Here is a 23,634-nt window from a genome sequence, read left to right as displayed (position 1 = left end):
CCGGACTACTCTGCTGCCGCACTGAGCCAGCGACCGAACGAGCGGTTGCAGGGGTGAACGGCACCTTCGCCGCCGACGACGCCCGGCTCGCAGGCAGAGGGGTTGTCTTCAAGTGCCTCGTCGGCATCCGGGTTCTGCAACCGGTTGCGCTCCAGCACCTGCTGGCGGGGATCGGTGGAGGACTGTCCGCTGCCGGAAGAACCAGACGTTTCGGAAGGACTTGTGATCGTCAACGTGCCATCGACGCTGACAATGTCGTAGCCGAACTGATGCGAATAGAAGCTGTTCCCAATGGCATAACTTCCGGCCGCGGTTGCCGTGACGGCGGCACCGCCATCGAAACTTCCGAGGAGGCTCGCTCCGGCAGACGACAAGGCATAGGTGAACCCGCCGGAATAGACCGTTCCGTCATATACTTTCGACTTGTCGTCACCCGTTACCGTAATTGCGGTCAGGAAACCTCGCAGGAGCGGAGTTGTCTGCCCCTCGTAGATGCGCCAGGTGTTCGCCGTGCCGCCCTGGTCGTCAATTCCAAAACCGGCTGAAACGAACGTGTCGATCTGCTGCATGGCACTGCTGGTCACACCGGAAACATTGGTGACCGAACCGCCAAGCTGATTGCCAACTGCATTGTTCAGCCCGGTAGTCTGTGTATCCCAGACACTGTTGGTGAGCGTGATCGTCCCTGCGTCCATTGTGCCGACCAGGCCGCCGCCGTTCACGCTTGCGGAGACGGCACCGGTTGCGTAGGAACGGGTAACGGACGCCCCGTCAAGCATCCGCCCGACAAGGCCGCCGATCTCATTGGCACCAGAAACGTCCCCGGTGGCGTAGCTGTCGGAAATGCTGCTGACCGTCAGGCCAGCGAGCCCGCCGGCCGTGCTGCCGGTGTGGATCACGTCGCCAGTCGCAAAGGACCTTGTGATTGGCGCTCCGAGGGAGTGGGCAACCAGCCCACCGAGACGCGTCGCGATGCTGTCGGAACTTTGCACCGTTCCGGTCGCATAGGAGAGATCGACCGAACCCGAACCAATGTAGCCGATGAGACCGCCTGCGCCATATGGTGTGGTGGTACCACCCGTGTTATCGGCAAGGAGCGTGACAGTTCCGCTGGCATGAGATCTGGAAACGTCAACATTCGACGCCCGGCCCATCAGTCCACCGATGTCATAACGGCCACTGACGTTGCCGGAAGCGGACGAACGGGTAACCTGCGATGCATCAGAAGTCTGGCCGTCACCGATAAGGCCACCGGCAGCATAGGCCGTGGTGGTGACATCCGCCGAGGAATGTGTGTCGGTAACGGAATACTCCGACGCCATTCGTCCGGCAACGCCGCCGACATTACCTGCACCTGTCACCGTGCCGCCAACCGAAACATCCGATACCGAGACCTTGCCACCAACGGCATTGCCGATCAGCCCGCCAACACCGATCCCTCCCGCGATGTTGACGTTCCTCAGTTTGAGATCATGAATGGAGATATCCTGACCATCGGCTCTAACGACGCCAAACAACCCGATCGTGTTGAAGTTACCTGTCGAGGTCAGGCCGTCGATCGTATGGCCGCCACCGTCGAAATTGCCGCGAAGGCTTGTCGACGCAAAGCCGGAACCACCGTTCCATGCCGCTGTTCCCGAAGCGTCGATATCCCGGGTCAGCACATAGTTTACCGGCGTGGTTCCGGAACCCGACTGTATGCCCTGAAGACTGTAGACATCGAAGATCTGGTACGGGTTGGCCTGCGATCCATCACCACCAAGCGCACGCACAAAATGACCGCCCTGAATATCGAAATCCCGGGCATAAAAGTCCGGCAAACTGCTGCCGACCTGCAGCCAGGCGGTATCGGATTGGAAATCGTCGACATGGATATCACCCGTCGCCGTTGAAGTGACATTAGTGGCGCTGCTCGTCTGGTCCACACGCAGCTTGCCGTTCGCCGCGGTGACGGAGCCGTTGATCTTGATGGAGGCGTTGCTGGCGTCGACGTAGAGAGAAAGCTGGTTGCTGTTAGACCACGCGACATCGCCGTTCACTGTCAGGTCACCGTCATGGGCCCACAGGATGGCGTTGCTGTCGCCGACCGAAAATGTGCCATTCGTTGCAACAGTCAGGTTGCCACCGGCGTAAAGATTGTTGTCGAGATTGAAGTTGGACGTCGCATTCAAATTGAAGTCGAGACTGTTGCCATTCTGGTCGGTTCGCACAACCGCCGACGTGATGCGCAGGAAGTCGAGATCGGTGTCGCTGAACGCGCCGATGGTCGTGTCCAGACCGGTGACCACGTCCGTCGTGGCCGCTGCAACGGTATTGACGTTGAAGGCATTGCCCCAGATATCGGCTCCGGAGACGCCGGTCGACGTTACTGTGTCGGCGAAAGTCGCCGCTTTGGTGCTTTCACCGTCCAGATAGGCCAGTGCCCCGGCGGAATTGAGCGACCCGGCCGTGGTCAGGATGTAATAATACCCGTTTGCCCCGGTCACAGCACTGCCGACAAGATTGCCGCCGGAAAGCGCGCTGACATTTGCTCCGGATTGGGCTGTCGTGCCCGCGTCACTGTAGGCCATGCCTGAGACCGCCTCGGGTGTGGCGGCATACTCCCACTTGAAATAAGGGAAAAGTCCGCTGCCAGTGCCCCAGATGCTGCTGTCCAGGGTAAAGCTGCCCAGGGTCAGGGATCCCTGCATCTGGGAAGTGGTCAGGCCGCTCGTGTTGGTCACGGTGGGGGTATAGGAATTCGTGTAACCAATCACCTCGGTTTGTCCGGTCGTTTCAGTATCCCAGGCCGAGTCGGTTATTGAAACGCTTGAGTCGGAGACTTCAGCGACCAATGCGGCTGCATACCCTTCAGCCTCTACGAGACCCGTAACAAAGGAGTTCTGAATAACCGTGTTCCTGTCGGCCGTACCGATGAGCCCTCCAGCCGCGGCGCCGTTTGTACCGAGCACCTGACCGGCAAAATACGAATTCGAGATCGTAAGGTCTTCCGCGTACCCAACCAGTCCACCAGCCTCCCGAAAGCTCCCTGACGAGGTGACTGTCGCCGTCGAATAGGAATTTTCGATCCTGTTGTCGTTGTCGTCTGTGGTGCCGACAAGACCACCGACCTGCCCTCCGGTTATCGATCCAGTCGAGCTGGAATTCGATATTATCAGCCCTTCACCCATAATTGCGACGAGGCCGCCGGTAGCACTGCCCCCATCCGTCGTCGTGACGGAAACATCGGCATGAACATTGGTCATGGTCGACTGGTCGATGTTGCCGAAATACCTGGCCACGACGCCTGCGCCCCAGGAATTCGCCTGAACAGTTCCACTGACAGTCACATTCGACATGTTGTGACCGTGATAGTTCCCACCGCCTGTGTCGCCTACCAGAATTGCCGTCTGGTTGTCGCCGGTAACAGACGCGTTCGTGAGTGTGAGGTCCTTTATCTCCAGGTCACGTCCAGAAGTGAAATAGTTGTCTTGCCAATAACTTATGAGTGCGACATTACCTTCGGAAGGCCGGTTGATATAGAGGCCGTCTATCGTATGTCCCTTGCCATCCAGGCTTCCGGAAAAGGAAACAGGGTCAAAGCCAGCACCGTTATTCCACGATGATGTCATCGACGCGTCGATATCGTTCGCAAGCTCATAGTAAAGGCTGATATCGCCGGACCCGCCACCACGCCTGTCACTGGTCGTGATCCCTTGCAGGCCATAAACGTCAAATAGCGCATAAGGGTTGGAAAAAGTGCCATCGCCACCCTGCGCCCGGATGAAAGTGCCGAATCCAACACTCAGTGCGTTCGTGGCAAAGTCTGGCAGGCCCGTGCCGACCTGATCCCAGACACCCCTTGTGAGAGCGAAATTGTCGACATCGACCGCGCCGGCCGCTCCCGTCGAGATCGTGCCGACAGCAGCCGTGCCGCTGTTGCCGTAGGCCAGCAGGGTCAGCCCACCGTTCTGGCCGTCAATGGCCGCATTGATCGCGATGTCGTTATAGGCATTGAGCGTGAGCCTGTTTGTGCTCGTCCAGGTGATGCCGGAATTGATGGTGATGTTGCCGTCGCCGGCACTCTGGTTGCCTGGACCGCTTGCAGACGAGTTGGTGGTCTGCAGGCTCACGTTGTTGCTGGCGAGGTTGGAAGAGATCGTTGCAGCCGCCGCCGCATCGACCGTCAGGTCAACCGGGTCGATCAGCCAGAGTCCGGTCTGACCGCCTTCAGACGAGGTATCGACCGTGATGCCGGTAAAATCGATCGTGTTTCGGGCAGACGTTTCGACAAAGCCACCTTCACCGCCCACGCCGCCCCTAGCGCTCAACGTTCCGGAAACACTTGCCGTGTCCTCGGCATACACCACGATTTCACCACCCTTGACGCCGCTTTCTTCCGCCGAGGCGTCGAGCGTACCGGTGATCGTGATTTCTCCGCCCGTCACCGTGATAGCGCCACCCTCGGTCGCCGGCTTTGCACCCGGCACCGGAACGTTCTCCGCCAGTCTGCGCGACTTGAGCTTGCCACTGACCTGGACCTTGCCCGTATTGCCCGCCGTCAGGAATATCCGGCCACCGGAAGTGCTGACACCGGTTGCCTTGACGACACCATCCGTGTTTCCAGCCAGCGCAAAGACATTGCCGCCATTCGCGCGGATTTCAGCGTTGGCCGCCGCGATGGTTCCGGAATTGAGTGCTTCGGTATCGGCTCCCCCAAGCTTGACCGACAACAGGCCGTCTGCATCGGCGATGTCTTTCATCAGGACTTCGTAGCCAGCGGCAAGGGCTGCGGTGCCGTTGGGCGCTTCAAGCGTGCCACTATTTTCAACGCGGCGCGCAATCAGTGCAATGTCACCCTGCGCTGACCGGATAGTGCCCGCATTTACGACTTCGGCACCGCTCGTGCCGGAAAAGGTCAGGCCGCCGCCATTCAGAAAATCGCTGTCGGTAACGTCCTGCGTCGAAGCGACAAACGAACCACCTGTCGACACAAGGCCGCCGCTGCCAACCGCAACTCCGGCGGGATTGACGAGAAACACGCTGCCCGTCGCGCTGAGGCTGCCATCGATACGGCTCGGCACATTGCCCGTGACCCGATTGAGCGTGGCACCGGCGCCGTTGTCGAAATGAACCTGATTGCCGGAGCCGATGGAAAAGCTGCCCCAGTTCACGATACCGGCATCGCTTGATTGCTTCACATCAACCCGTGAACCACCTTGCGTAATGGTTCCGTTGCCATGCGTGAAACTGCCCCCTTGCGGCAGGGCATCGCCGGAAAATGCTGCGGTGGGGACAAGAGCTGTCGTCAGCAGCAGAAATGCGGCAAGGGAGGCTGTCCGGTTAGAGCCGGATGGAATGGCAGGCTCAACCGGTGCGCTTGAAACGCCGGTGCTTCGGGTCCTGAACGCCATTTGTATCAATACTCCCGCTGTTGCGTCGTCTTGTGCCCACGACGGTCAACATTGGTGTAAATACAGATGGCGAGATATCGAATTCCACCTACCAATACTAATCAATTCTGACAGATTCTGACGAGACTTGCTTCCTTTGGGTGACACCTGCCTGAAATCGAAGCTGCCGCAATCAAGGCCTCGAAACTGTTACTTGAACAGGCAGGCCGCTTCCGTCATCACAAGCGCATGCTCGATCTCAAGACCATGTTGCTGCTGGAATTCGCGACAACCGCTTTCATGTCCGTTGCCTGGCTTCTCGTCTGGTTCGTCTGGCGTCAGATCTATGAGCTGAAGGTCATTGCGGCCGGCTTCTTCGCCATTGCGATTGGTTTGTTTCTCTATTTGCAGCGCGGTCCGGACCCATCGCTCATTCGCGTCGTGACGGACAACATGGTGCTCAAGTTTGGCCTGGTCCTGTGGGCCGACGGCCTGGCGCGCTTCCTCGGACAACCACGTTTTGTCGGTATCAGCGCGTTCTGTCTCGCGGCACAGCTCCTGTTCTGGATCTTCGCCGTTGTCTATGACCCGACAGACCTCGGCCTGCGCATTCATGCCTCCACTGCCTTCACGGTGGTGATGATGGCACTGATGATCCGGACGCTTTACCGCGACCGCTCCCAACCCCCTTTCCTGCGCTGGATCATGATCTTCCTGCTTGGGGAATATTCCGCCGCAAGTCTGCTGCAGAGCGCACTCGTCTATATTCAGCCATCGACGGTTGCCAATCCGGTGATGACCAACATCAACACATGGTACTTCTTCCAGGGACACATCTTCATTGTCGGCTTTTTCTTCTGTCTGATCTTCATGGTGGGCATGCGCCTGTCCATGGATTTGCGCGACCGCAACGCCGCGCTTGCGCGCGAAGTAACATTGAGACGGCGCCTGGAGGGAGAACTGTCCGCCAGTCTGGAAGGGGAAAAGGCCGCCCGCCAGGACCAGCGCCAGTTGATGCGCATGGTCAGCCATGAGTTTCGCACCCCCCTGGCCGCAATCCGCTACGCTAGCGACATGCTCACCCTGATGCTGGAACGACCGCAACAGGCTGTCGCCCAACGTTTGAAAAGCATCGACGAGGCCGTTTCCCGCATGACGATGCTGATCGATCGTTTTCTTGCAAGCGAGCGGCAGGATGAAGGTGTGCTGAAGATCGAGCAGGTAGATTTCCCGGCCCTTTATGAGGACGTTCAGCGGCACTTCGACCATGCCGGCCTTGGCGAACGCCTCAGACTTCATCCCGTTGCGCCGATGCCGGCATACCGGGGAGATACCGAGATGCTCCGCACGGTGATCGTTAATCTGGTCGACAACGCGCTCAAATACTCACCAAGGGACGCCGAGGTCGAGATCACGATAGGGGCCCAGAACGGTGATATCGTTCTGGAAGTGAAGGACCGCGGGATCGGCATTCCGGATCGGGACCAGGCGCAGATCGGCAACCGCTTCTACAGGGCCTCGAATACAGGCGGAACCGGAGGCAGCGGGCTCGGCCTGCATTCCTGCCGGCAGCTCGTCGGCTATCACCAGGGACATCTGGATTTGAGTGCAAGACAAGGCGGCGGCACGATTGCCAGAGTTTTCCTGCCGCTTCCCGGATTTGCGCGAGCGGACTCTGAGACCATGCAGGAGGAGGAACCGGCATGAACAGGATTTTGATCGTGGAGGACGAAAGTGCTCTTCGCGCCGACCTGTTGGATTATATGCGTCTCAACGGCTTTCAGGTCAGCGGTGCGGGCGGCGCGGCCGAAATGTGGACCGCGCTGGATGACGCGGACCGACCGGATGTCGTGATCCTGGATGTCTCGCTGCCGGATGGAAACGGCTTCGACCTTGCAGGTGACCTGAGGGCGAAAATCAATTGCGGCATCATCATGCTGACCGCACACGGAGACAGCGAAAGCCGTGTCCGCGGGTTCGACAGCGGCGCGGACATCTATCTCGTCAAGCACACCAGCCTCAGGGAAATACTGGCTGCGGTGCAGAGCCTCATACGCAGACTGTCCGGTGCTTCTTCGTCAGAAGGCAACAGCACGGCAGAATGGGTGCTGGACAATGTCTCCTGGAAGCTTCTGCCACCGGACGGCGACGCCATAAAGTTGACCGCAACCGAAAGGATCTTTCTGGAAGCCCTGGTCTCCAATTCCGGCGCTCCTTGCGCCCGGGACGATCTTTCCCGGCTTCTTTCCAATCGCCAGACCCAGTTCGACAACCGGCATCTGGATGCCGTCGTCAGCCGCCTCAGGCGCAAGATCCAGGATCAGACCGGGGTGGAATCGCCCATCAAGTCTGTCTATGGCGTCGGGTATTCCTTCAGCGCCGCCTGCAAGATGGACAGCTAGCCCGGTTTGTCCCGCTCAGGCCGCCGGACACGCGGCGGAACCCGAAGGGTCTGGCACCCTCGCCGTGCATATTTCCGTCGACGTTCGGAATTCTGATATAAGGTGCCTCCAAATGAGGCAATCCGGGATGTCAGGCGCAATCAGTTTTCAGAAAATATCCGTCATGCTGGCCGTCATTGCGATGTCCTGCCTGGCGACACTCCTGCTGTTGACTGCCGCAAACGCGCGGGATCTTCGTGTCCTGACGTCCTTTCCGGACTATTTCACGAAGCCCTTCGTCGATGCGTTTTCGAAGAAGTATCCGGCGATCAACGTTACCGTCCTGAACAAGAACACGGTCGCCTCGGTCGAGGAAATCCTGCTGGACAACCCGCGCGGCTTCGACCTGTTCTGGTCATCGTCACCGGAGGCCTTTTCCCTTCTCGAGAAATTTGGCCGCCTGCGGGAACGCTCACAGGACAGCAGCGAGACCTTTGTCGATTTCGCCTATTCCGGTGTCGGCTGGTGCTGGATGGAAGACTTTGAAGGCAGGCCGCCCACAAGCTGGAACGATCTGCTGGACGCACGCTTTCAGGACAGGCTGGCCATGTCCCACCCTGCCCGGTCAGGGTCCACGCACATGCTGCTGGAAGTCATCCTTCAGGACCGCGGCTGGGATCGGGGCTGGCAGTATATCTTCGGCCTGTCCCAGAACCTCAAGACCATCACCGCCCGCAGTTTCAGTGTCATAGAGGGGCTCAAGCGCGGCCGCTTCGATGTCGGCCTGTCGATTGATTTTCTCGCGCTGACGGAAGCCGACGACGGCGTCCGCTTTCAATATGGTCAACCGGTCATGATGGCCCCTGCCCGGATTTCCGTTCTCAACCACGGTTCCGCCCATGAGGAGGCGGGCCTGTTCATCGATTTCATGTTGAGCAAACCGGCGCAGGAACTGCTGACACAGCCCGACATCCGCAGGATTCCGGTGGACACCACTGTTCGCGAACAATCCCTGAACCAGTTCCCCAGGGAAGTGCAGGCTGCGCTGAAATTCAGCTGGTCCACCTATGACCCCAATCTTGCCGAAACCCGGTATCAGGCCGTCAACGACCTGTTCGACATCTTCATCACCAGAAATCTGGTTCAGCGCAGAAACCTGTTGCGGCGCCTGGAAACTTTGAGCCGTCAGGCGCCTCCCGATCTCGTCCCTTCGCTGATCAAGATTAAGAAGAAGCTCAACCAGCTTCCCGTGTCCGAGATCGATGCCGTACGCTCGGAACGCTACCGGGACGCACAGGAGGAAGGCGCGAACTCGCTTGTCGGAACCGGCGAAGAATGGAGCCTTGCCACTTGGCGCGTTGCCGCCAGGGAGCAACTGGCGGAAGTCGATGCCATGCTGACCGGGCTCGAGGCAAGCATCCGGAATGGTCTGACTGTCAATGACTGAGACGGCAAACCGCGGGCGCGGCACGATATGGTTTCGATTGCTGCTGTCCATCCTCACGATTGCCGCGATCACCTGGATCATCCTGGCCATCGGCGTGGTCTTCTTCACTCAGGCACGCAGCGATTTTGGTGAGATCACCGAAAAGAGCATTCCGGAAATCGCCCTGGCATCCGAGCTTTCCGAATATGCGACGCGGCTGGCCGTCATCGCGACCGAGATTGCCGCGCAGACCCGGGAACGCGAACCGGAAGCCATGCGCGAGGATGTGGAAGCCGCAAGCCAGGGCATCTCGGGCCTTCTGGAAACAAACATCCTGAGCGACACGAAAAACACCGCGAAGATAATCGAGGCGAAGGAAACCTTGAGCGACAAGCTCGGCTCCTTCCTGCAGGTCTCCCGGGATCTTCAGGCAATCAACAGGTCGCTGGAACACTACCAGGTGGAACTGCGCTGGCTGCAGATCGATATCCAGACCGAAGTCGCTGCCCGCATTCAGGACCTGTCCTTCAACATCGACAGCCTGTCGTCCGAAATGGTCCGCTCGCAGTCGCGCACCGACCGGGTCGCGGCTGCCGCGATCATCCGGCAGGAAACACTGCTTCGCGAACAGATGCAGACAATCGGGTCAAGCACGGCGACGGCGATTACCTTCCTGCTGCAGGCGCTTTACGTCGACACGGCGGAAAAACTCGCGCAGCTTGAAGATCTGAATTTCGACGCGCTTGAAAACCTCCAGGGCATGCTGGCGGAAGTCCCGCAAAAGGCCGACACCGAAACGCTGGTGTCCTCGCTGGAGCGTCTGCAGGCCTTCGCCTATGACGAAACGGGGGTCTTTGCAGGATCGCGTGACCGGATCGAGCTGCAGCAACAGGCACTTGGCGACCTCAGTACCGCACAGGCCGCCGTCGCAGATCTTCAGGCAGCCCTGGTCGAGTTGGGCAGGGAACGCCGTCTTGCCGCCCTCACCTTTACCAATCAGGCAGCCGAACGGCTGCGCATTGCCTCTCTGCTGCTGGCCGTCGCAACTGTCATCTGCGGCGTCATCTGCGCCGGCATTCTGCTGTTTTATGTCCGCAACCAGATCGTTGCCCGACTGCACCGGCTGGCAGAAGCCCTGATCGAGATCGCTCAGGGCAATCTCTCCACGCCGATCCCCACACGCGGCAACGACGAAATTGCCCGCATGGGGGCAGCGACGGAGATCTTCAGATCCTCCGTAGTCGAACTGAACAGAACCCACGAAAACCTGCAAAAGGAAATCGTGGAGCGCAAACGCGCCTTCGACCAGTTGAAGCAAACCCAGCGCGAACTTGTTCAGGCCGGCAAGCTGGCGGCTCTCGGCCAGATGTCTGCGGGCATCAGTCACGAACTGAACCAGCCGCTCGCGGCCATGAAGCATCACCTGCACAATCTTCGACTGCTGCTTGCCAAGGGCAAGAGCGAAGCGGTCGAAGCCAAGGTCGACGTCGTTGAAAACCTTGCCGAGCGGATGTCGCGCGTCATCAAGCACCTGAACGGCATTGCCCGCCGTTCGGACTACGCGGTCAAGGACCTGACGCTGGATCAGGCCCTGGAACCTGTCGTATCGCTGTTCGAGCGGCGCCTGGAGGAAAGCAGCGTCGCGCTCAAGGTCTCCGATGCTGCCGGCAAGCTAACCCTCCGCGCGGATCCCGTGTTGCTGGAACAGGTCCTGATCAACGTCATCGGCAACTCGGTCGACGCCATCGACATGAAAGCGGCAGGCGGCGGTGAAATCCGCATCGAGGCAGAGCAAACCGGCGGTGACGCGACCATCCTGATCGCCGACAACGGCATCGGCCTTCAGGGGCAATCGGCAACGCAGCTGACCGACCCGTTCGTGACCACCAAGGAAGTCGGCAAGGGTCTCGGTCTTGGATTGACCATCTCCTTCAACATCATGCAGGACATGGACGGGCATCTGGAACTTGCGGAAAACGACCGGGGTGGCGTAACCGTTCAGCTGAGGCTGCCATGCGCGGCACAGAACAAGGTGGGGCAGCTTGAGCACTCGGTTTGAAACGGGCGAAATCGTTCTGGTCGACGATGATGCGGATCTGCTGGAAGCAATGCAGGAAACGCTCGAGCTCGCCGGGTTCAGCGTACGTTGCTACGCCAACGCCAATGTGATTGCCGAACAGATCCAGCCAAACTGGAACGGCATCGTCATCAGCGATATTCGCATGCCCGGCAGAACCGGCATGGAGTTTCTGCGCCTGATCCAGGAAACTGCCCCACAGGTCCCCTTCATCGTCATTACGGCACACGGCGACGTAAAGACCGCGATCCAGGCGATGAAGCACAACGCCTATGACTTCATCGAGAAATCCACCGAACCGCAACACCTGATCGACACGGCCCGCCGGGCACTTGAAAAGCGCAGGCTGCAACTCGAAAACCTGGCGCTGCGGCGCAAGGTTCAGCGCATCCGCGATCCTCAGGGTGAGTTAATCGGCAGTTCGCAGGTCATGGCTGACCTGCGGTCGACGATTTCGCGCATCGGCCCGCTGAATGTCGATGTGCTTCTGCACGGCGAAACCGGCACCGGCAAGGACCTGACCGCACGCTGTCTGCACCAACTGTCCCCGCGCGCGCCGGGGCCGCTTGTGACGATCAACTGCGGTGCCGTCACGGAGATGGACATCGACCGCGAACTGTTCGGCTTCGAAACCGAAAACGGATCCTTCCCGGGGCGGATCGAACGGGCGCAGGGCGGAACACTTTATCTGGATGAACTTGATTCCATGCCCAATGCGCTGCAGACGCGGTTTCTGCGTGTACTGGAAGAGCGCAAGATCACCAGGCTGGGCGGCAGCGATGCCGTCCCGGTCGACATCCGCGTCATCGCCGGCGTGAAGACCAATCCTGCCGCCCTCGTTCACGATGGCCGCCTGCGGGGCGATCTCTATCACCGGATGAATGTGGCGACCCTGTCCCTCCCGCCGGTGCGTGAACGCGGCGGGGATGTCATCGAACTGATGGAACACCTTCTGGATCAGGCCTCGGAAAACCACGGCCTGCCGCTTCCGAAACTGTCGCAGCGCCAGAAAAAGCAGTTCCTCACCTATGACTGGCCCGGCAATGTTCGCGAAATTCGCAACATCGCTGCACGGCTTGTCATCGGCCTGGAGGCTGACCTGCAGATAGGCAGCGGCCAACCAATTGAGGTCTCCACAGGCTATGAGGCAGCCATGACCGCCTTCGAAACCGAGCTCTTGCAGAACGCTCTGCTACAGACCGGTGGCCGCAAGGCAGAAGCCGCCGAACTGCTCGGTATCCCGCGCAAGAGACTTTACCTGCGCCTGAAAAGCTGCGGCCTTGCGGAGGAAGACGGGTCATGATCGACACGTTGAACGTGTCAATTTTGACACAAAAATACCAATAAATTCAATAATTTGACTCGAAAATTTCGCCAGTGATAGCGTTTCTTCGCTGAACGAACAAGGGGCTGGATCACCCCCTTGCGTCAGAATGGAGGAGACATAATCCAATGAGGAAATTACTGGGCCTGACGGCACTGGGACTGCTGGTGTCTGCCGGCGTGGCGAATGCTGCCGACAAGGTGGTCGTCGTGACATCCTTTCCGAAGGAACTGACCGATGCATTCGAAGCCGCCTTTGCTGCATCCAACCTTGACTACGAGCTGGAGATCCTGAGCAAGGGAACGTCCGCGGCTGTCAAATACATTCAGGAAACCGCCGGAAACAACACGTCCGACCTGATGTGGGCATCCGCCCCCGATGCGTTCGAAGTGCTCAAGGGCAACGACCTGCTTGCCAAGGTCGAAATCAACGCCGAAGGCATTCCGGAAAAGATCGGCACGTACCCGATCAATGATCCCGACGGCTTCTATTACGGTTTTGCCGCATCCGGTTACGGCATCATGTGGAACACCCGCTACCTGCAGGCCAACGAGCTGGAACCGGCAAAGGAATGGGAAGACCTGGCCAAGCCGGAATATTTCGGTCATGTCGGCATGTCCGCACCGTCCCGCTCCGGCACCACGCACCTGACGGTCGAAACGCTTCTGCAGGGCGCTGGCTGGGAAAAGGGCTGGGCCGACTGGAAGTGGATTTCCGGTAACATGAACACGGTCACCGAGCGCAGCTTCGGTGTGCCGGATGGCGTCAACTCGGGCAACTTCGGCCTCGGCGTCGTTATCGACTTCTTTGGCTTTTCGTCCCGCGCGTCCGGCTTCCCGGTCGACTTCGCCTATCCGTCGGTCACTGCCGTTGTACCTGCCAACATCGGCGTCGTGAAAAACGCTCCAAACCCGGAAGGTGCAAAGGCGTTCATCGAGTTCGTGCTGTCGCCGGAAGGCCAGCAGGTCCTGTTCGATCCGGCCATCATGCGTCTGCCGGTCAACCCGGCTGCGTACGCGACCGCACCGGACGGCATTCCGAACCCGTTCGAAGGCGACGATGTGAAGGCATCGGTCAACTTCGACGCCGACCGCTCGGAAAAGCGCTACAACGTCGTCAATTCCCTGTTCGACGTCATGGTCACCTATCGTCTGACCGAGCTGCGTGAAGCCGTCAGGGCCGTGCAGCTTGCCGAGATTGCGCTTGCCGACAAGGACAATGCGGAAGCCAAGGCACTGATCGCCGAAGCACGCGCACTCATCGACGCTACCCCCATCACCGAGGAAGAAAGTCTCGACCCCTCCTTCGCCGCCGTCTTCCAGCAGAAACGCAAGAAGGAAAGCGACGTCATCGAGGGTCGCCAGGCAGAAGTCGAGCAGCAGTGGGATGCCTTCGTGGTCGAGAACTACGCAAAGGCCAAGGCTCTGGCGGAAAAAGCCGCCAGCCTCTGACGGAAAACCAAAAACAACATCACGTCGAACTTGCCGCACCGCCCGGAACAGGGAAGGTGCGGCCTCTTCCCCGGAGTCCATAGCCGATGACTACGAGCAATGCAGCGACTGCGCCTGCAAGGCAGTGGCGCATATTTCCCGAGCTGTCCGGCACCGCAATTGCGGGCGTCGCGATCGCCATCTTCCTGCTGGCGTTTCTCATCCTTCCCGTCTTGAAGGTGACCTATGTCGCCTTTCAGGATCCCCACACAGGAGCCCTGACGCTCCAGAATTTCGGCGATTTCTTCCGCTCGTCGCTGTTCCGCAGTTCCTTCGTGAACTCCTTCTACGTCTCGGCGATGTCCGTGGTCGTGGCAACGGTTATCGCCCTGCCGCTGGCCTATATCACCACCCGTTTCAACTTCGGTGGAAGCGCGCTGATCCAGAGCATCGGCGTCATCCCACTGATCATGCCGCCCTTCGTCGGCGCCATCGCGATGCAGCTTCTGTTCGGCCGCAACGGCACGGTCAACCTTCTGCTGTCGCAATACCTTGGCTTCAAGATCCCGTTCATGGAAGGTCTGAACGGCGTCATCTTCGTCCAGTCTCTGCACTATTTCCCGTTCATCCTGATCAACCTGTCAGCGTCGCTCCGCAACATCGACAAGGCAATGGAAGAATCGGCGCAGAACCTCGGCTGCACGGGCTTGCGCCTGTTCCGCCGAATCGTGTTCCCGCTCGCCATGCCCGGTTACATTGCCGGCGCCGCGCTGGTGTTCATCAAGGTCTTTGACGATCTCGGCACCCCGTTGCTGCTCAACGTCAACAACATGCTGGCCCCCCAGGCCTATCTGCGCATTTCCTCCGTCGGCATCAGCGATCCGATGGGCTACGTCATTTCCTTCATCCTGGTGGCCTTCTCGGTCTTTTCGCTGTGGGCGTCCTTCCTGTTCATGCGGGGCAAGGATTACGCCACGGTTCAAAAGGGTGGTGGCGGCCTTGCCCGGCGCGACCTGTCGCGCGGCGAGAAGATCGTTGCCTATGGCGTCGTCGTCTTCATCCTGCTTCTGGTCCTGTCGCCGCATTTCGGTCTGACGCTGCTTGCGTTCGGCACGATCTGGTCGTTCAGCCCGCTGCCGGACGGCTACACGCTGGCCAACTTCGCCACCGTGTTCGAACAGTCCCTGCAATATGTGGTCAACACACTGATCTATGCAGGCCTTGCAGCCGGCTTCGACATCATCCTGGGAACGGCAATCGCCTACATCGTGCTGCGAACCGGCATCAAGGGCCGCAAGATGCTCGACTACATGGCGACCGCCGCGCTTGCCGTACCCGGCGTCGTGCTCGGCATCGGCTACCTGCGCCTGTTCCACAGCTTCGAGGTGCCGGTCATCGGCAAGCCGCTGGCGTCCTGGTGGGTCATCATCGTGATCGCCCTGACCGTGCGCCGCCTGCCCTATGCGCTCAGGGCCTGCATGGCCGCGCTTCAGCAGGTCAGCCTGTCGCTTGAGGAAGCAGCGGAAAACCTCGGCGCCTCCAAGGGCCGCTCCATCCGCAGGATCGTCGTTCCGCTGATGGCCGGGGGGATCCTCGCCGGTTTCGTCACCAGCTTTGCGACTGCCGCAGTCGAACTGTCGGCAACCATCATGCTGGTCTCCACCAGCAACGACGCTCCGCTCTCCTACGGGATCTACCTCTACATGCAAAGTCCGTCCGGCCGGGGTGCCGGGGCGGCACTCGGCATCCTCGCCGTCGTGATCGTCGGCCTGGGGACGTACCTGTCGAACCGCATCATCGAGAAGGACCGGGCCCGCAAGGCCGAAGTCCGCGCATCCCACTGAGCGTTCAATTTCGAGGAAACACTTCCAATGACCAGAAAAGCAGTCGAAATACGGATTGAGGACCTGCATCTCTCCTTCGGCACCACCGAAGTGCTGCGCGGCGTCAACATGACCATCGAACCGGGTGAATTCTACGCCTTCCTTGGCCCGTCGGGCTCCGGCAAGTCCACCCTCCTGCGTGCCATTGCAGGCTTCGGCCCGACACCCAGAGGACGCATTCTCATCGGAGGCCGCGACATTGCCAAGCTTCCGCCCTGGAAACGCAATGTCGGCATGGTGTTCCAGTCCTATGCCCTTTGGCCTCACATGTCGGTTCGTGCCAACGTCGCCTTCGGCCTTGAGGAGCGGAAAGTCGCGCGCAAGGACATCGGTACCCGTGTTGAATCGGCGCTGGAACTCGTCGGCCTCCTGCATCTCGCCGACCGCATGCCTTCCCAGCTTTCCGGCGGCCAGCAGCAGCGCGTGGCTCTCGCCCGCACCGTCGTCGTCGAGCCGGATGTCCTGTTGCTCGACGAGCCGCTGTCGAACCTTGACGCCAGCCTGCGCATCCAGATGCGCCGGGAACTTTTGTCCCTTCAAAGGAAGCTGGGCCTGACGACCATCTTCGTCACCCACGACCAGGAAGAGGCCAACACCACCGCCGACCGAATGGCCGTGCTCGACGGCGGTGTCATCCAGCAGATGGGCACGCCGCAGGAACTCTACGACACGCCGGCAAATCTGTTCGTGGCAAAATTCCTGGGAACCGCAAACATCATCGACGGCACACTTCAGCGTGGTAACGGTGGAAATACCTTCAAGATTGCCTCCGGCGAAGTGCTTCATCTCGGTGCAGGCAGCCCCGACGGATCTTCGCTCGTGCTGCGGCCGCAGAACATCGAAATCGTCACCGACCAGAACCACCCGGACCTGATTACGGGCAAGGTCAAGCACCGGGAATTTCTCGGTAGCCAGACGCGCTACCTGGTGGAAGCAGCAGGCAGTGAGCTGATCATCGATCAGAAGCATGTGGGCGGTGTCGACTGGTACGAACCCGGCATGGAAGTGAAGATGAGCGTCAACACCCGGAACGCCGTGTTGCTCTGACGTTTTTCGGCATCTGGCCTGCACGGGATCGTGCCGGCCTCCTGCCCGGTGCAGGTGTCTTCACGCCATTCAGATCCGGTGCCCGGTCCAACCTCCTCTCACCCTTCTCCCTGCGGGCGGCCGCCACTGCCGGCTGGGAGGAGCTGAAAGCCCAAGGTTCGGGCGCCGGGGCCCGTGAGCGTCAGTTCACGGGCCATCTTTCGCAGAAACACTTGCCAATATGACGCAAGGTCAAGTTTTTGATATCGGAATCGCGATACAGGTCTCGCACTGCGAAGAAAATCGCAACGCCTTTCAAGCAATTCGGCGGATCAAAGAAGGTTCCGATGCTCGGTGATATTAGTCAACTTTGGCTAGGCACTTGCCTCACCGATAAAACTGACCTGGTCATAAATAGTTTGGTAACAACTACCACCTAGCTTTCCCGGATTACTCCTGTGGCGGCATGGAGTTCAGTGAACCACTGAAACTCGATTCATGGGGGAAACATGAGAGCCGCCGGCAATCTTCCGATATCGATGAAACTCGCCATCTGCATGGCTGTTTCCGTTCTGCTTACAATGTCCGTTGCGGTTGTCGGCTATGTTGCGACGCGCCAGATGGGCGGGGCAATTCAAACCTCCCAGACAACAGGCTCTGCCCTGATGTCCATGGCCCAGCTGAACCGCCTGAAAGCGCGTTACGTCGAATCCGGCGATCCGGATGACGTCTCCGTTGTGAAGGACAGCATGACCGACATCTCCGCGACGCTGTCCGTTCTGCAAGCCGGCGGAGAAGACGTTGCCTCGGCGACCGGCAACATTGCGGCATTCTCGACTGCTTTCGACACCCTGGTTGCCTCCGAGGAAGAAATCGAACGCAAACGCCTGCAGATGACGACATCCCTGGAAAACCTGATGGCGATCGGCCACAGCGTTGCCCAGACGGCAGCGAAACGCGAACAGAAACTGGTCGACGAGCTGCAATCCTTGAGAACAAGCGGGGAAGCAGCCAGTGAACTCGCGCAGGCAGCAACACTTGCCAGCGCCCACTCCATGCAACTCAAGCTGGATCTGGAGACACTGTTTCGACACCCGGACGCGGCTCACATGAAGGCGGTCAGCAAATCCTTCGGCAAGTATTATCTCCTGATCCGCAAGCTGACGTCCTCCGCAACCGTGTCGGAAAACCTGCAGCCCGCACGTGACCTTGCCGAAGGCGCCAACGCCATGCGCGCCCTGCTCTCCGCTGTACAGAAGGATCCGTCCCAGGCGCTGTCCAGGAGAGACGCCCTGACCAAGGGCTTTGACAGCCTTGCCGGACTGACCGATGCCGTGCGCAATGACCTTGGCCGCGCCTTCAAGACGGCCCACGGCGACATGCTGGCGATCGAGGGACTTGCCCGCTCCGCTGTTGCCGAAGCCAAGGCCGGCGACGACTTTGCTGCCGAAGCCCGGGTGTTGTCAGATGCGTTCTGGCAGTTCCAGGTCAACCGGTCGGATCTTACCCGCAAGGCAGTGCTCGACAGTATCGCGGCCCTGCAGATGCAACAGGAACAGGTGTTGTCCACCATGCTGACGGGAGCCGATGCGGTTGCAGCGCGCACCGCAATCGAAACCCTGGGCAGTGCCTTTGCGAAACTGTCTTCAGCGATGGCAGATTTCCGGGTTGCGCTTGCTGCTGCCGACACTGCCGAGACAAAGTTTGCCGAAGGCATTTCCGCGCTCAACGAAAGGCTGGAAACCGGTGCCGCCAGTACGGAAGCAAGGTCGACACTCATCCTGTTGGCGGTGTCCGCGATCGGGCTGGTGTTCGGCATTGCGGCGGCAGTTGCACTCTGGTTCACCGTTGCCCGCCCCGTGTCCGTTCTGACAGCTGCCACCCGTCGTCTGGCTGACGGCGAAGTCGATGTCACGATCGACGGTGCGGTCACGCGCGACGAGGTTGGGCAGCTCCGTCAGGCACTCCTGATTTTCCGTGACAGCCTGCTGGAAAACCGCCGCCTTGGCGAAGAACGGATGCAAAGCCAGTTGGCCAGTGAGGAGCGCCAACAGCATATAGACAGGCTGGTGGCCGGGTTCCGCAATGACATTCAGGACGTCCTGAAGAGCCTGTCCGAAAATGCCGGACAGATGCAGGACACAGCCCAGTCGATGACGGTGATTGCCGAAACGGCATCTTCCCTCACCGGCAACGCCACCGGTTCCTCGAACGAAGCCTCCGGCAACGTTCAGGCAGTCGCGGCTGCCACCGACGAGATGGCTGCCTCGATTGCCGAGATCGCCCGGCAGGTGGAAACGTCAAGCCAGATCGTCAGCAACGCCGCGGACAACGCCAACCGGACAAGCAGCAAGATCACCGGCCTGGCGGAAACCGCACAAAGCATCGAAGGCGTTGTTTCCCTGATTTCCGAGATTGCCGAACAAACCAACCTGCTGGCGCTCAACGCCACCATCGAGGCGGCTCGTGCCGGGGAAGCCGGCAAGGGCTTTGCCGTTGTGGCGGCCGAGGTCAAGTCGCTGGCAACCCAGACCGCAAGAGCGACAAACGAAATCGCCTCGCAGATTGCGGCCATGCAGGCGTCCGCATCGGAAACGGTTACGGCCATCGGCGAGATCGTCGCGATAATGCAGGACGTCTCGGAGTGCACCAGCGCGATTGCCGCTCCCGTTGAGCAGCAGGGCTACGCAACAAACGAAATCGCGCGAAATGCCGCCCTCGCCTCCAATCGAACCATGGCGGTCGTCGAAGACATGTCCAGCGTTTCGGACGCGATCGGGGACACCCGGAAATCCGCAAGCGATGTTCTGAATGCCTCCGACGACCTGAACCAGCAGACAGCACGCATTCGGTCGACCGTGACGACATTCCTCAACGAAGTGGCGGCAGCCTGAGATCAAACGCCTGCCGGGCGGGAGCACCTACTGCTGCCCGCCCAGTTTCCCCCCTGTAAAACCGGTTCGACCCGAACGGACCGCCAACATGACACTTAAAAAGACAATCCGATGACCCATCCGAAAATCATCTTCATGCGCCACGGCGAAACAGAATGGAACCTGATCGGCCGTGCGCAAGGCCGGCTGGATTCTCCCCTGACCGCAAAGGGACGCGAGCAGGCGACCCTCTTGGGAAAGATCCTCGCCCGCGAACTGGTATCAGCCGAAGGTTACGACCAGATGGTCAGCCCCTTGGGCCGAACCCTGGAAACCTCGCAGTACCTGCAGCAGAACTTCGACTTTTCGCCGGTTGAAACCGACCTGCTCGTCGAAATCGATGTCGGCGGTCTGAGCGGCCTGACAAGGCCCGAGATGTTCGAGAAGTATCCCGAACACATGAACGGCAAGCCCGGCAACACCTGGTATTTTGATGCGCCGGGTGGTGAGACACTGCAGCAGATGCGTGAGCGTGCCGGAGCCTGGCTTGCAGGCCTGACGGGACCGACAATCGCAGTGGCCCATGGCCAGATCGGCAAGGTTATTCGGGGTATCGTTCTCGGTCTCGATGACACCGGGATCCTCAGCCTCAAGGAACCGCAGGGCGTGGTTCATGTGCTTGAAAACGGACAGGAAACGGTCTGGAGCTAAAGACTGCGGGCGTGCCCCCGTTCTGCACGCCCAGCACCTTCCCCCGCGAAAAATACAAGACCAAAACCGGAAGACAGGACGAACCCGTCACTTTGGCAATGGTCTTCCTCCATTGACGCTGTGGACAGGAAACCGATGCTGCAGCTATACAAAGGAGAGTAATCAGCAAGAACTCCTTTATTTCATTCACTTAGCGGGGGCTACAAGTGAACTATTTGCTGCCAGCACATATTATTCGATTAAGCGTCATTTTGACGGCCATCGTATTTCTTCAAATAATTTTTAGTACAGGATCCGCCTTTGCGGGTAAGCGTGTCGCGCTCATCATCGGCAACTCGAATTACGAGCATATCCAGTCGCTGAAAAACCCTGAAAACGACGCCCTTCTCATGGCAAAAACCTTGGGCGATGCCGGTTTCGAAGTGAGGCAGCTCATCGACGGCAACTACAGGGATATGAAGCGGGAACTTCTCGAGTTTGGTCGCACCTTGCGGGATTCGTCGATCGAAGCAGGCCTGATCTACTACGCCGGGCACGGTGTGCAGGTACGCGGGGAGAATTATCTTATCCCGGTGAACGCCCTTCTGGCGGATGAGGACGAGGTCGATCTTGAGGGCATCAACGTCAACGACTTCCTCAAGGTGATGAACTCGTCCAGCAGTCCGGTGAACATCGTCGTACTGGATGCCTGCCGCAACAATCCCTTCAAAGGCTCTTTCCGCTCGGCCACCCGTGGCCTTGCCCCCATCGATGCACCCATGGGCACCCTGATCGCCTATGCGACGTCACCCGGGCAGGTCGCGATGGACGGTTCCGCCGGAAATTCCCCCTACACGGCCGCCCTCAGCCGCGCCATTGAGACCAGCCCCGGCGAGCCGATTGAATCCGTCTTCAAGCAGGCCAGGCGCGATGTTCTGGCCGAAACCGCCGACCGGCAGGTGCCTTGGGAAGTCAGCTCGATCACCGGTGATTTCTACTTTTATGAAGACGGTCCGCTGCCAGACGATACCGCCGGAGAAGCCGGCAGCCAGGGCAGCCTCGACGTCGCCTACTGGACCGCCATTCGCGACAATCCTTCCGTCTCGGAACTGCGCGCCTATCTCGCCCAGTTTCCAAACGGCCTTTTCGCAGGTGTAGCCGCCAACCGTCTGAAGGACCTCGAAGACAAGCCGCAGGTCCAGGCAAGTCTTGCACCGAGCGAAGCCGAGCAACCGATAAACGAAGCTCCGGTTCCGTCCGACCCGAAGGAACTGACGAGGGCCGTCCAGGTGGAACTCAACAGGCTTGGCTGCGACGCAGGTTCGCCAGACGGTGTCTGGGGCCCGAAAAGTGGCCGCGCTCTCGACACGTTGAGGAACGAAGCCAAGCTTCAGCTTGCGTCCTTGTCTCCCAACGCGGCTGTCCTGAAGAAACTCCGGCAGCTCGACGGCAGGTTATGTCCGCTGACCTGTTCCGCCCGCTACGTATTGAAGAACAACGAGTGTGTTCTGAAAACCTGCCCGGCCGGACAACTGCTCTCTTCAGCAGGGCAGTGTTACACGAAGTCGAAACCCAGTCCCCAGTCCTCCTCATCCGGAGGCAACTGCTTCACGTTCAACGGCCAGCAATATTGCGACTGACCTGGCAATGCGGCACACGTGCTCGAGTTTCAGATGATCGGGGCAAGATGGGGTCGATAAAAACTCTGGCAGCCAGCCTGCTTCTTGCGGCCGGCTTTGCAGGAAACGCAAGCGCGGACGACATGTCCGGCAAGACGATAACGATCGACATCACCATGCCGATCTGCGGTTTTGCCGACGGCACACAGTCCTGCGTCTGGGAACACAGTGCGTGGTTCTATCTCGCCGCCATCTTCTTCGCCGGGAACGATGACCTGTTCTATTCCTTTTCGTTTCACTCGAACTTCGAAACGGAAGGCGTCCGGATACCAACCGGCACGGGATCAGGTGAGAGGGTCAATAAAACCAAATCCGGCGACCCCATCGTCCATTTCGTGGATGTTGAGCGGCTCTCGGCAGACCGTCTTCATGCAGTCCACACCATGGAAATGGTTGAAGACGGATACATCCGGAAAAACGCATTCACGCTGGAAATGAACGGCAAGGAGTGCCGGATCCTGGAGTTCAGGCAGGAGCACTTCTCCAACACCCAGCTCAAGTACGCCTATGGAAAGCCGACCTCGCTGATTTGCAAGGTTCAGGACGGTCCGCAAACCGATGTCTATGGAAAGTGACGGCATGGACAGCGCACCGGCAGACCCGCCACCACAGCTCGAAACACATCCATCTACATCGAATTTCAAGATCCTCCAGATGGAGGACATTTTCCCGGAAGGAGACTTATTGTGAAGAAGATTTTGTTCCTGGCATTGACGACCTCAATGCTGGGCATGGCCGGTTGCCAGTCGACGGCACCGGAAGGCGCGCCCCCGGCCCAGAGCTCCAAATCAGCTCCCGCGACCTTCGATCTCGGCAGCAAGAAGATTTTCCTGACCTCGAATATCAAGATCGAGCAGAAGGACTATTATTCCAACACCAACAAGGGTTCGTTCACCGAAACCAACAACCGCACAGGCACCACGGCCGTTCTGATCCGCCAGAACGGCGACAATCTGCTGGTCGCCGATCCGGACAACCAGGCGGGAACCGTGTTTGTGAACGGTAAAAGCGTCAAGACCTCCGGCAGCATCTCCGGCAAGGGCAGGACCAACTGCGTCAAGCTGGAAATCGAGGAAGGCTACAAGCGGAATATCTGTTCGCGCTACACCTACAGCAACGGCATCGTCGAGATTTCCGAAGAGGAAAAGGACCCAGCCGAGGACCGCACCACAAAGCGGACCTACAAGTTCGCCTATGACGGCAACAGCTGCCGCTTCATCAGTTTCTCGGAGTTCTCGAACGCCAAGAACGGCTATTGTGACGGACCCTGCCTTGGCTACTACGGCGGCAAGACCAAGTGGCGCTACACGCTCAACAGCACATCGACTTCAGGCAACTGCAGCATTCGCTGATTGGACCTGACGCGTTGCCCCGGGCCGCCGCTTTCCGGCTTGCGTTTCCCGGGGCACTCATCCTCACCTGACGGATATTATGGCCGGAGCGCAACGCAGCCAATGCCTATCATTTGCCGCC

Annotated in this window: 14 protein-coding genes; 13 read left to right on the top strand and 1 reads right to left on the bottom strand. The window is 59.4% G+C overall.

Annotation, left to right across the window (positions count from 1 at the left end; genetic code table 11):
• Positions 1 to 5 precede the first annotated feature (5 nt).
• On the bottom strand, positions 6 to 5,393 hold the full coding sequence (locus tag B0E33_RS18340; protein ID WP_077291986.1) for a beta strand repeat-containing protein: 5,388 nt from the start codon (positions 5,391 to 5,393) through the stop codon (positions 6 to 8).
• Between the two features lie 228 nt (positions 5,394 to 5,621).
• On the opposite strand from B0E33_RS18340, the gene B0E33_RS18335 reads away from it, so the two are divergent.
• The 13 genes from B0E33_RS18335 (at position 5,622) to B0E33_RS18275 (ending at position 23,513) form a co-directional block, all read left to right on the top strand.
• A complete protein-coding gene (locus B0E33_RS18335) occupies positions 5,622 to 7,079 on the top strand; it encodes a sensor histidine kinase (protein ID WP_077291985.1) in 1,458 nt (485 codons plus the stop codon).
• Complete coding sequence (locus B0E33_RS18330; protein WP_075282371.1) at positions 7,076 to 7,774, top strand: response regulator transcription factor; 699 nt, start codon at positions 7,076 to 7,078, stop codon at positions 7,772 to 7,774. Before B0E33_RS18335 ends, B0E33_RS18330 begins: the two co-directional genes overlap by 4 nt.
• Positions 7,775 to 7,901: 127 nt before the next feature.
• Positions 7,902 to 9,200 (top strand): ABC transporter substrate-binding protein, encoded by a 1,299-nt coding sequence (locus B0E33_RS18325; protein ID WP_167579561.1) that lies wholly within the window; start codon positions 7,902 to 7,904, stop codon positions 9,198 to 9,200.
• On the top strand, positions 9,193 to 11,238 hold the full coding sequence (locus B0E33_RS18320; RefSeq protein WP_077291983.1) for a HAMP domain-containing histidine kinase: 2,046 nt from the start codon (positions 9,193 to 9,195) through the stop codon (positions 11,236 to 11,238). Before B0E33_RS18325 ends, B0E33_RS18320 begins: the two co-directional genes overlap by 8 nt.
• Positions 11,222 to 12,559 (top strand): sigma-54-dependent transcriptional regulator, encoded by a 1,338-nt coding sequence (locus tag B0E33_RS18315; RefSeq protein ID WP_208997663.1) that lies wholly within the window; start codon positions 11,222 to 11,224, stop codon positions 12,557 to 12,559. Before B0E33_RS18320 ends, B0E33_RS18315 begins: the two co-directional genes overlap by 17 nt.
• Before the next feature lie 149 nt (positions 12,560 to 12,708).
• Positions 12,709 to 14,031 (top strand): ABC transporter substrate-binding protein, encoded by a 1,323-nt coding sequence (locus B0E33_RS18310; RefSeq protein ID WP_023003311.1) that lies wholly within the window; start codon positions 12,709 to 12,711, stop codon positions 14,029 to 14,031.
• A gap of 86 nt (positions 14,032 to 14,117) precedes the next feature.
• Entirely contained in the window at positions 14,118 to 15,854 is a 1,737-nt protein-coding gene (locus tag B0E33_RS18305; RefSeq protein ID WP_077291982.1) for an ABC transporter permease, read from the top strand.
• A gap of 27 nt (positions 15,855 to 15,881) precedes the next feature.
• The gene (locus B0E33_RS18300) at positions 15,882 to 16,940 is read left to right on the top strand and encodes an ABC transporter ATP-binding protein (protein ID WP_077291981.1); all 1,059 of its coding nucleotides are present in this window, start codon (positions 15,882 to 15,884) and stop codon (positions 16,938 to 16,940) included.
• Between the two features lie 488 nt (positions 16,941 to 17,428).
• Positions 17,429 to 19,813 carry a methyl-accepting chemotaxis protein gene (locus B0E33_RS18295; RefSeq protein WP_077291980.1) on the top strand — a complete coding sequence of 795 codons (2,385 nt, stop codon included), beginning with the start codon at positions 17,429 to 17,431 and terminating at the stop codon, positions 19,811 to 19,813.
• Positions 19,814 to 19,924: 111 nt separating this feature from the next.
• Entirely contained in the window at positions 19,925 to 20,503 is a 579-nt protein-coding gene (locus B0E33_RS18290; RefSeq protein WP_077291979.1) for a histidine phosphatase family protein, read from the top strand.
• A gap of 206 nt (positions 20,504 to 20,709) precedes the next feature.
• The gene (locus tag B0E33_RS18285) at positions 20,710 to 22,122 is read left to right on the top strand and encodes a caspase family protein (RefSeq protein ID WP_077291978.1); all 1,413 of its coding nucleotides are present in this window, start codon (positions 20,710 to 20,712) and stop codon (positions 22,120 to 22,122) included.
• Positions 22,123 to 22,169: 47 nt separating this feature from the next.
• Positions 22,170 to 22,736, top strand: a complete 567-nt coding sequence (locus B0E33_RS18280; protein ID WP_077291977.1) for a hypothetical protein — start codon at positions 22,170 to 22,172, stop codon at positions 22,734 to 22,736.
• Between the two features lie 111 nt (positions 22,737 to 22,847).
• A complete protein-coding gene (locus B0E33_RS18275) occupies positions 22,848 to 23,513 on the top strand; it encodes an LptM family lipoprotein (protein WP_077291976.1) in 666 nt (221 codons plus the stop codon).
• The last annotated feature ends 121 nt before the right edge of the window (positions 23,514 to 23,634 follow it).

Origin of the sequence: Roseibium algicola (assembly GCF_001999245.1) — a bacterium.
GTDB lineage: Bacteria > Pseudomonadota > Alphaproteobacteria > Rhizobiales > Stappiaceae > Roseibium > Roseibium algicola.
This window is presented reverse-complemented; position numbering and strand designations above follow the sequence as displayed.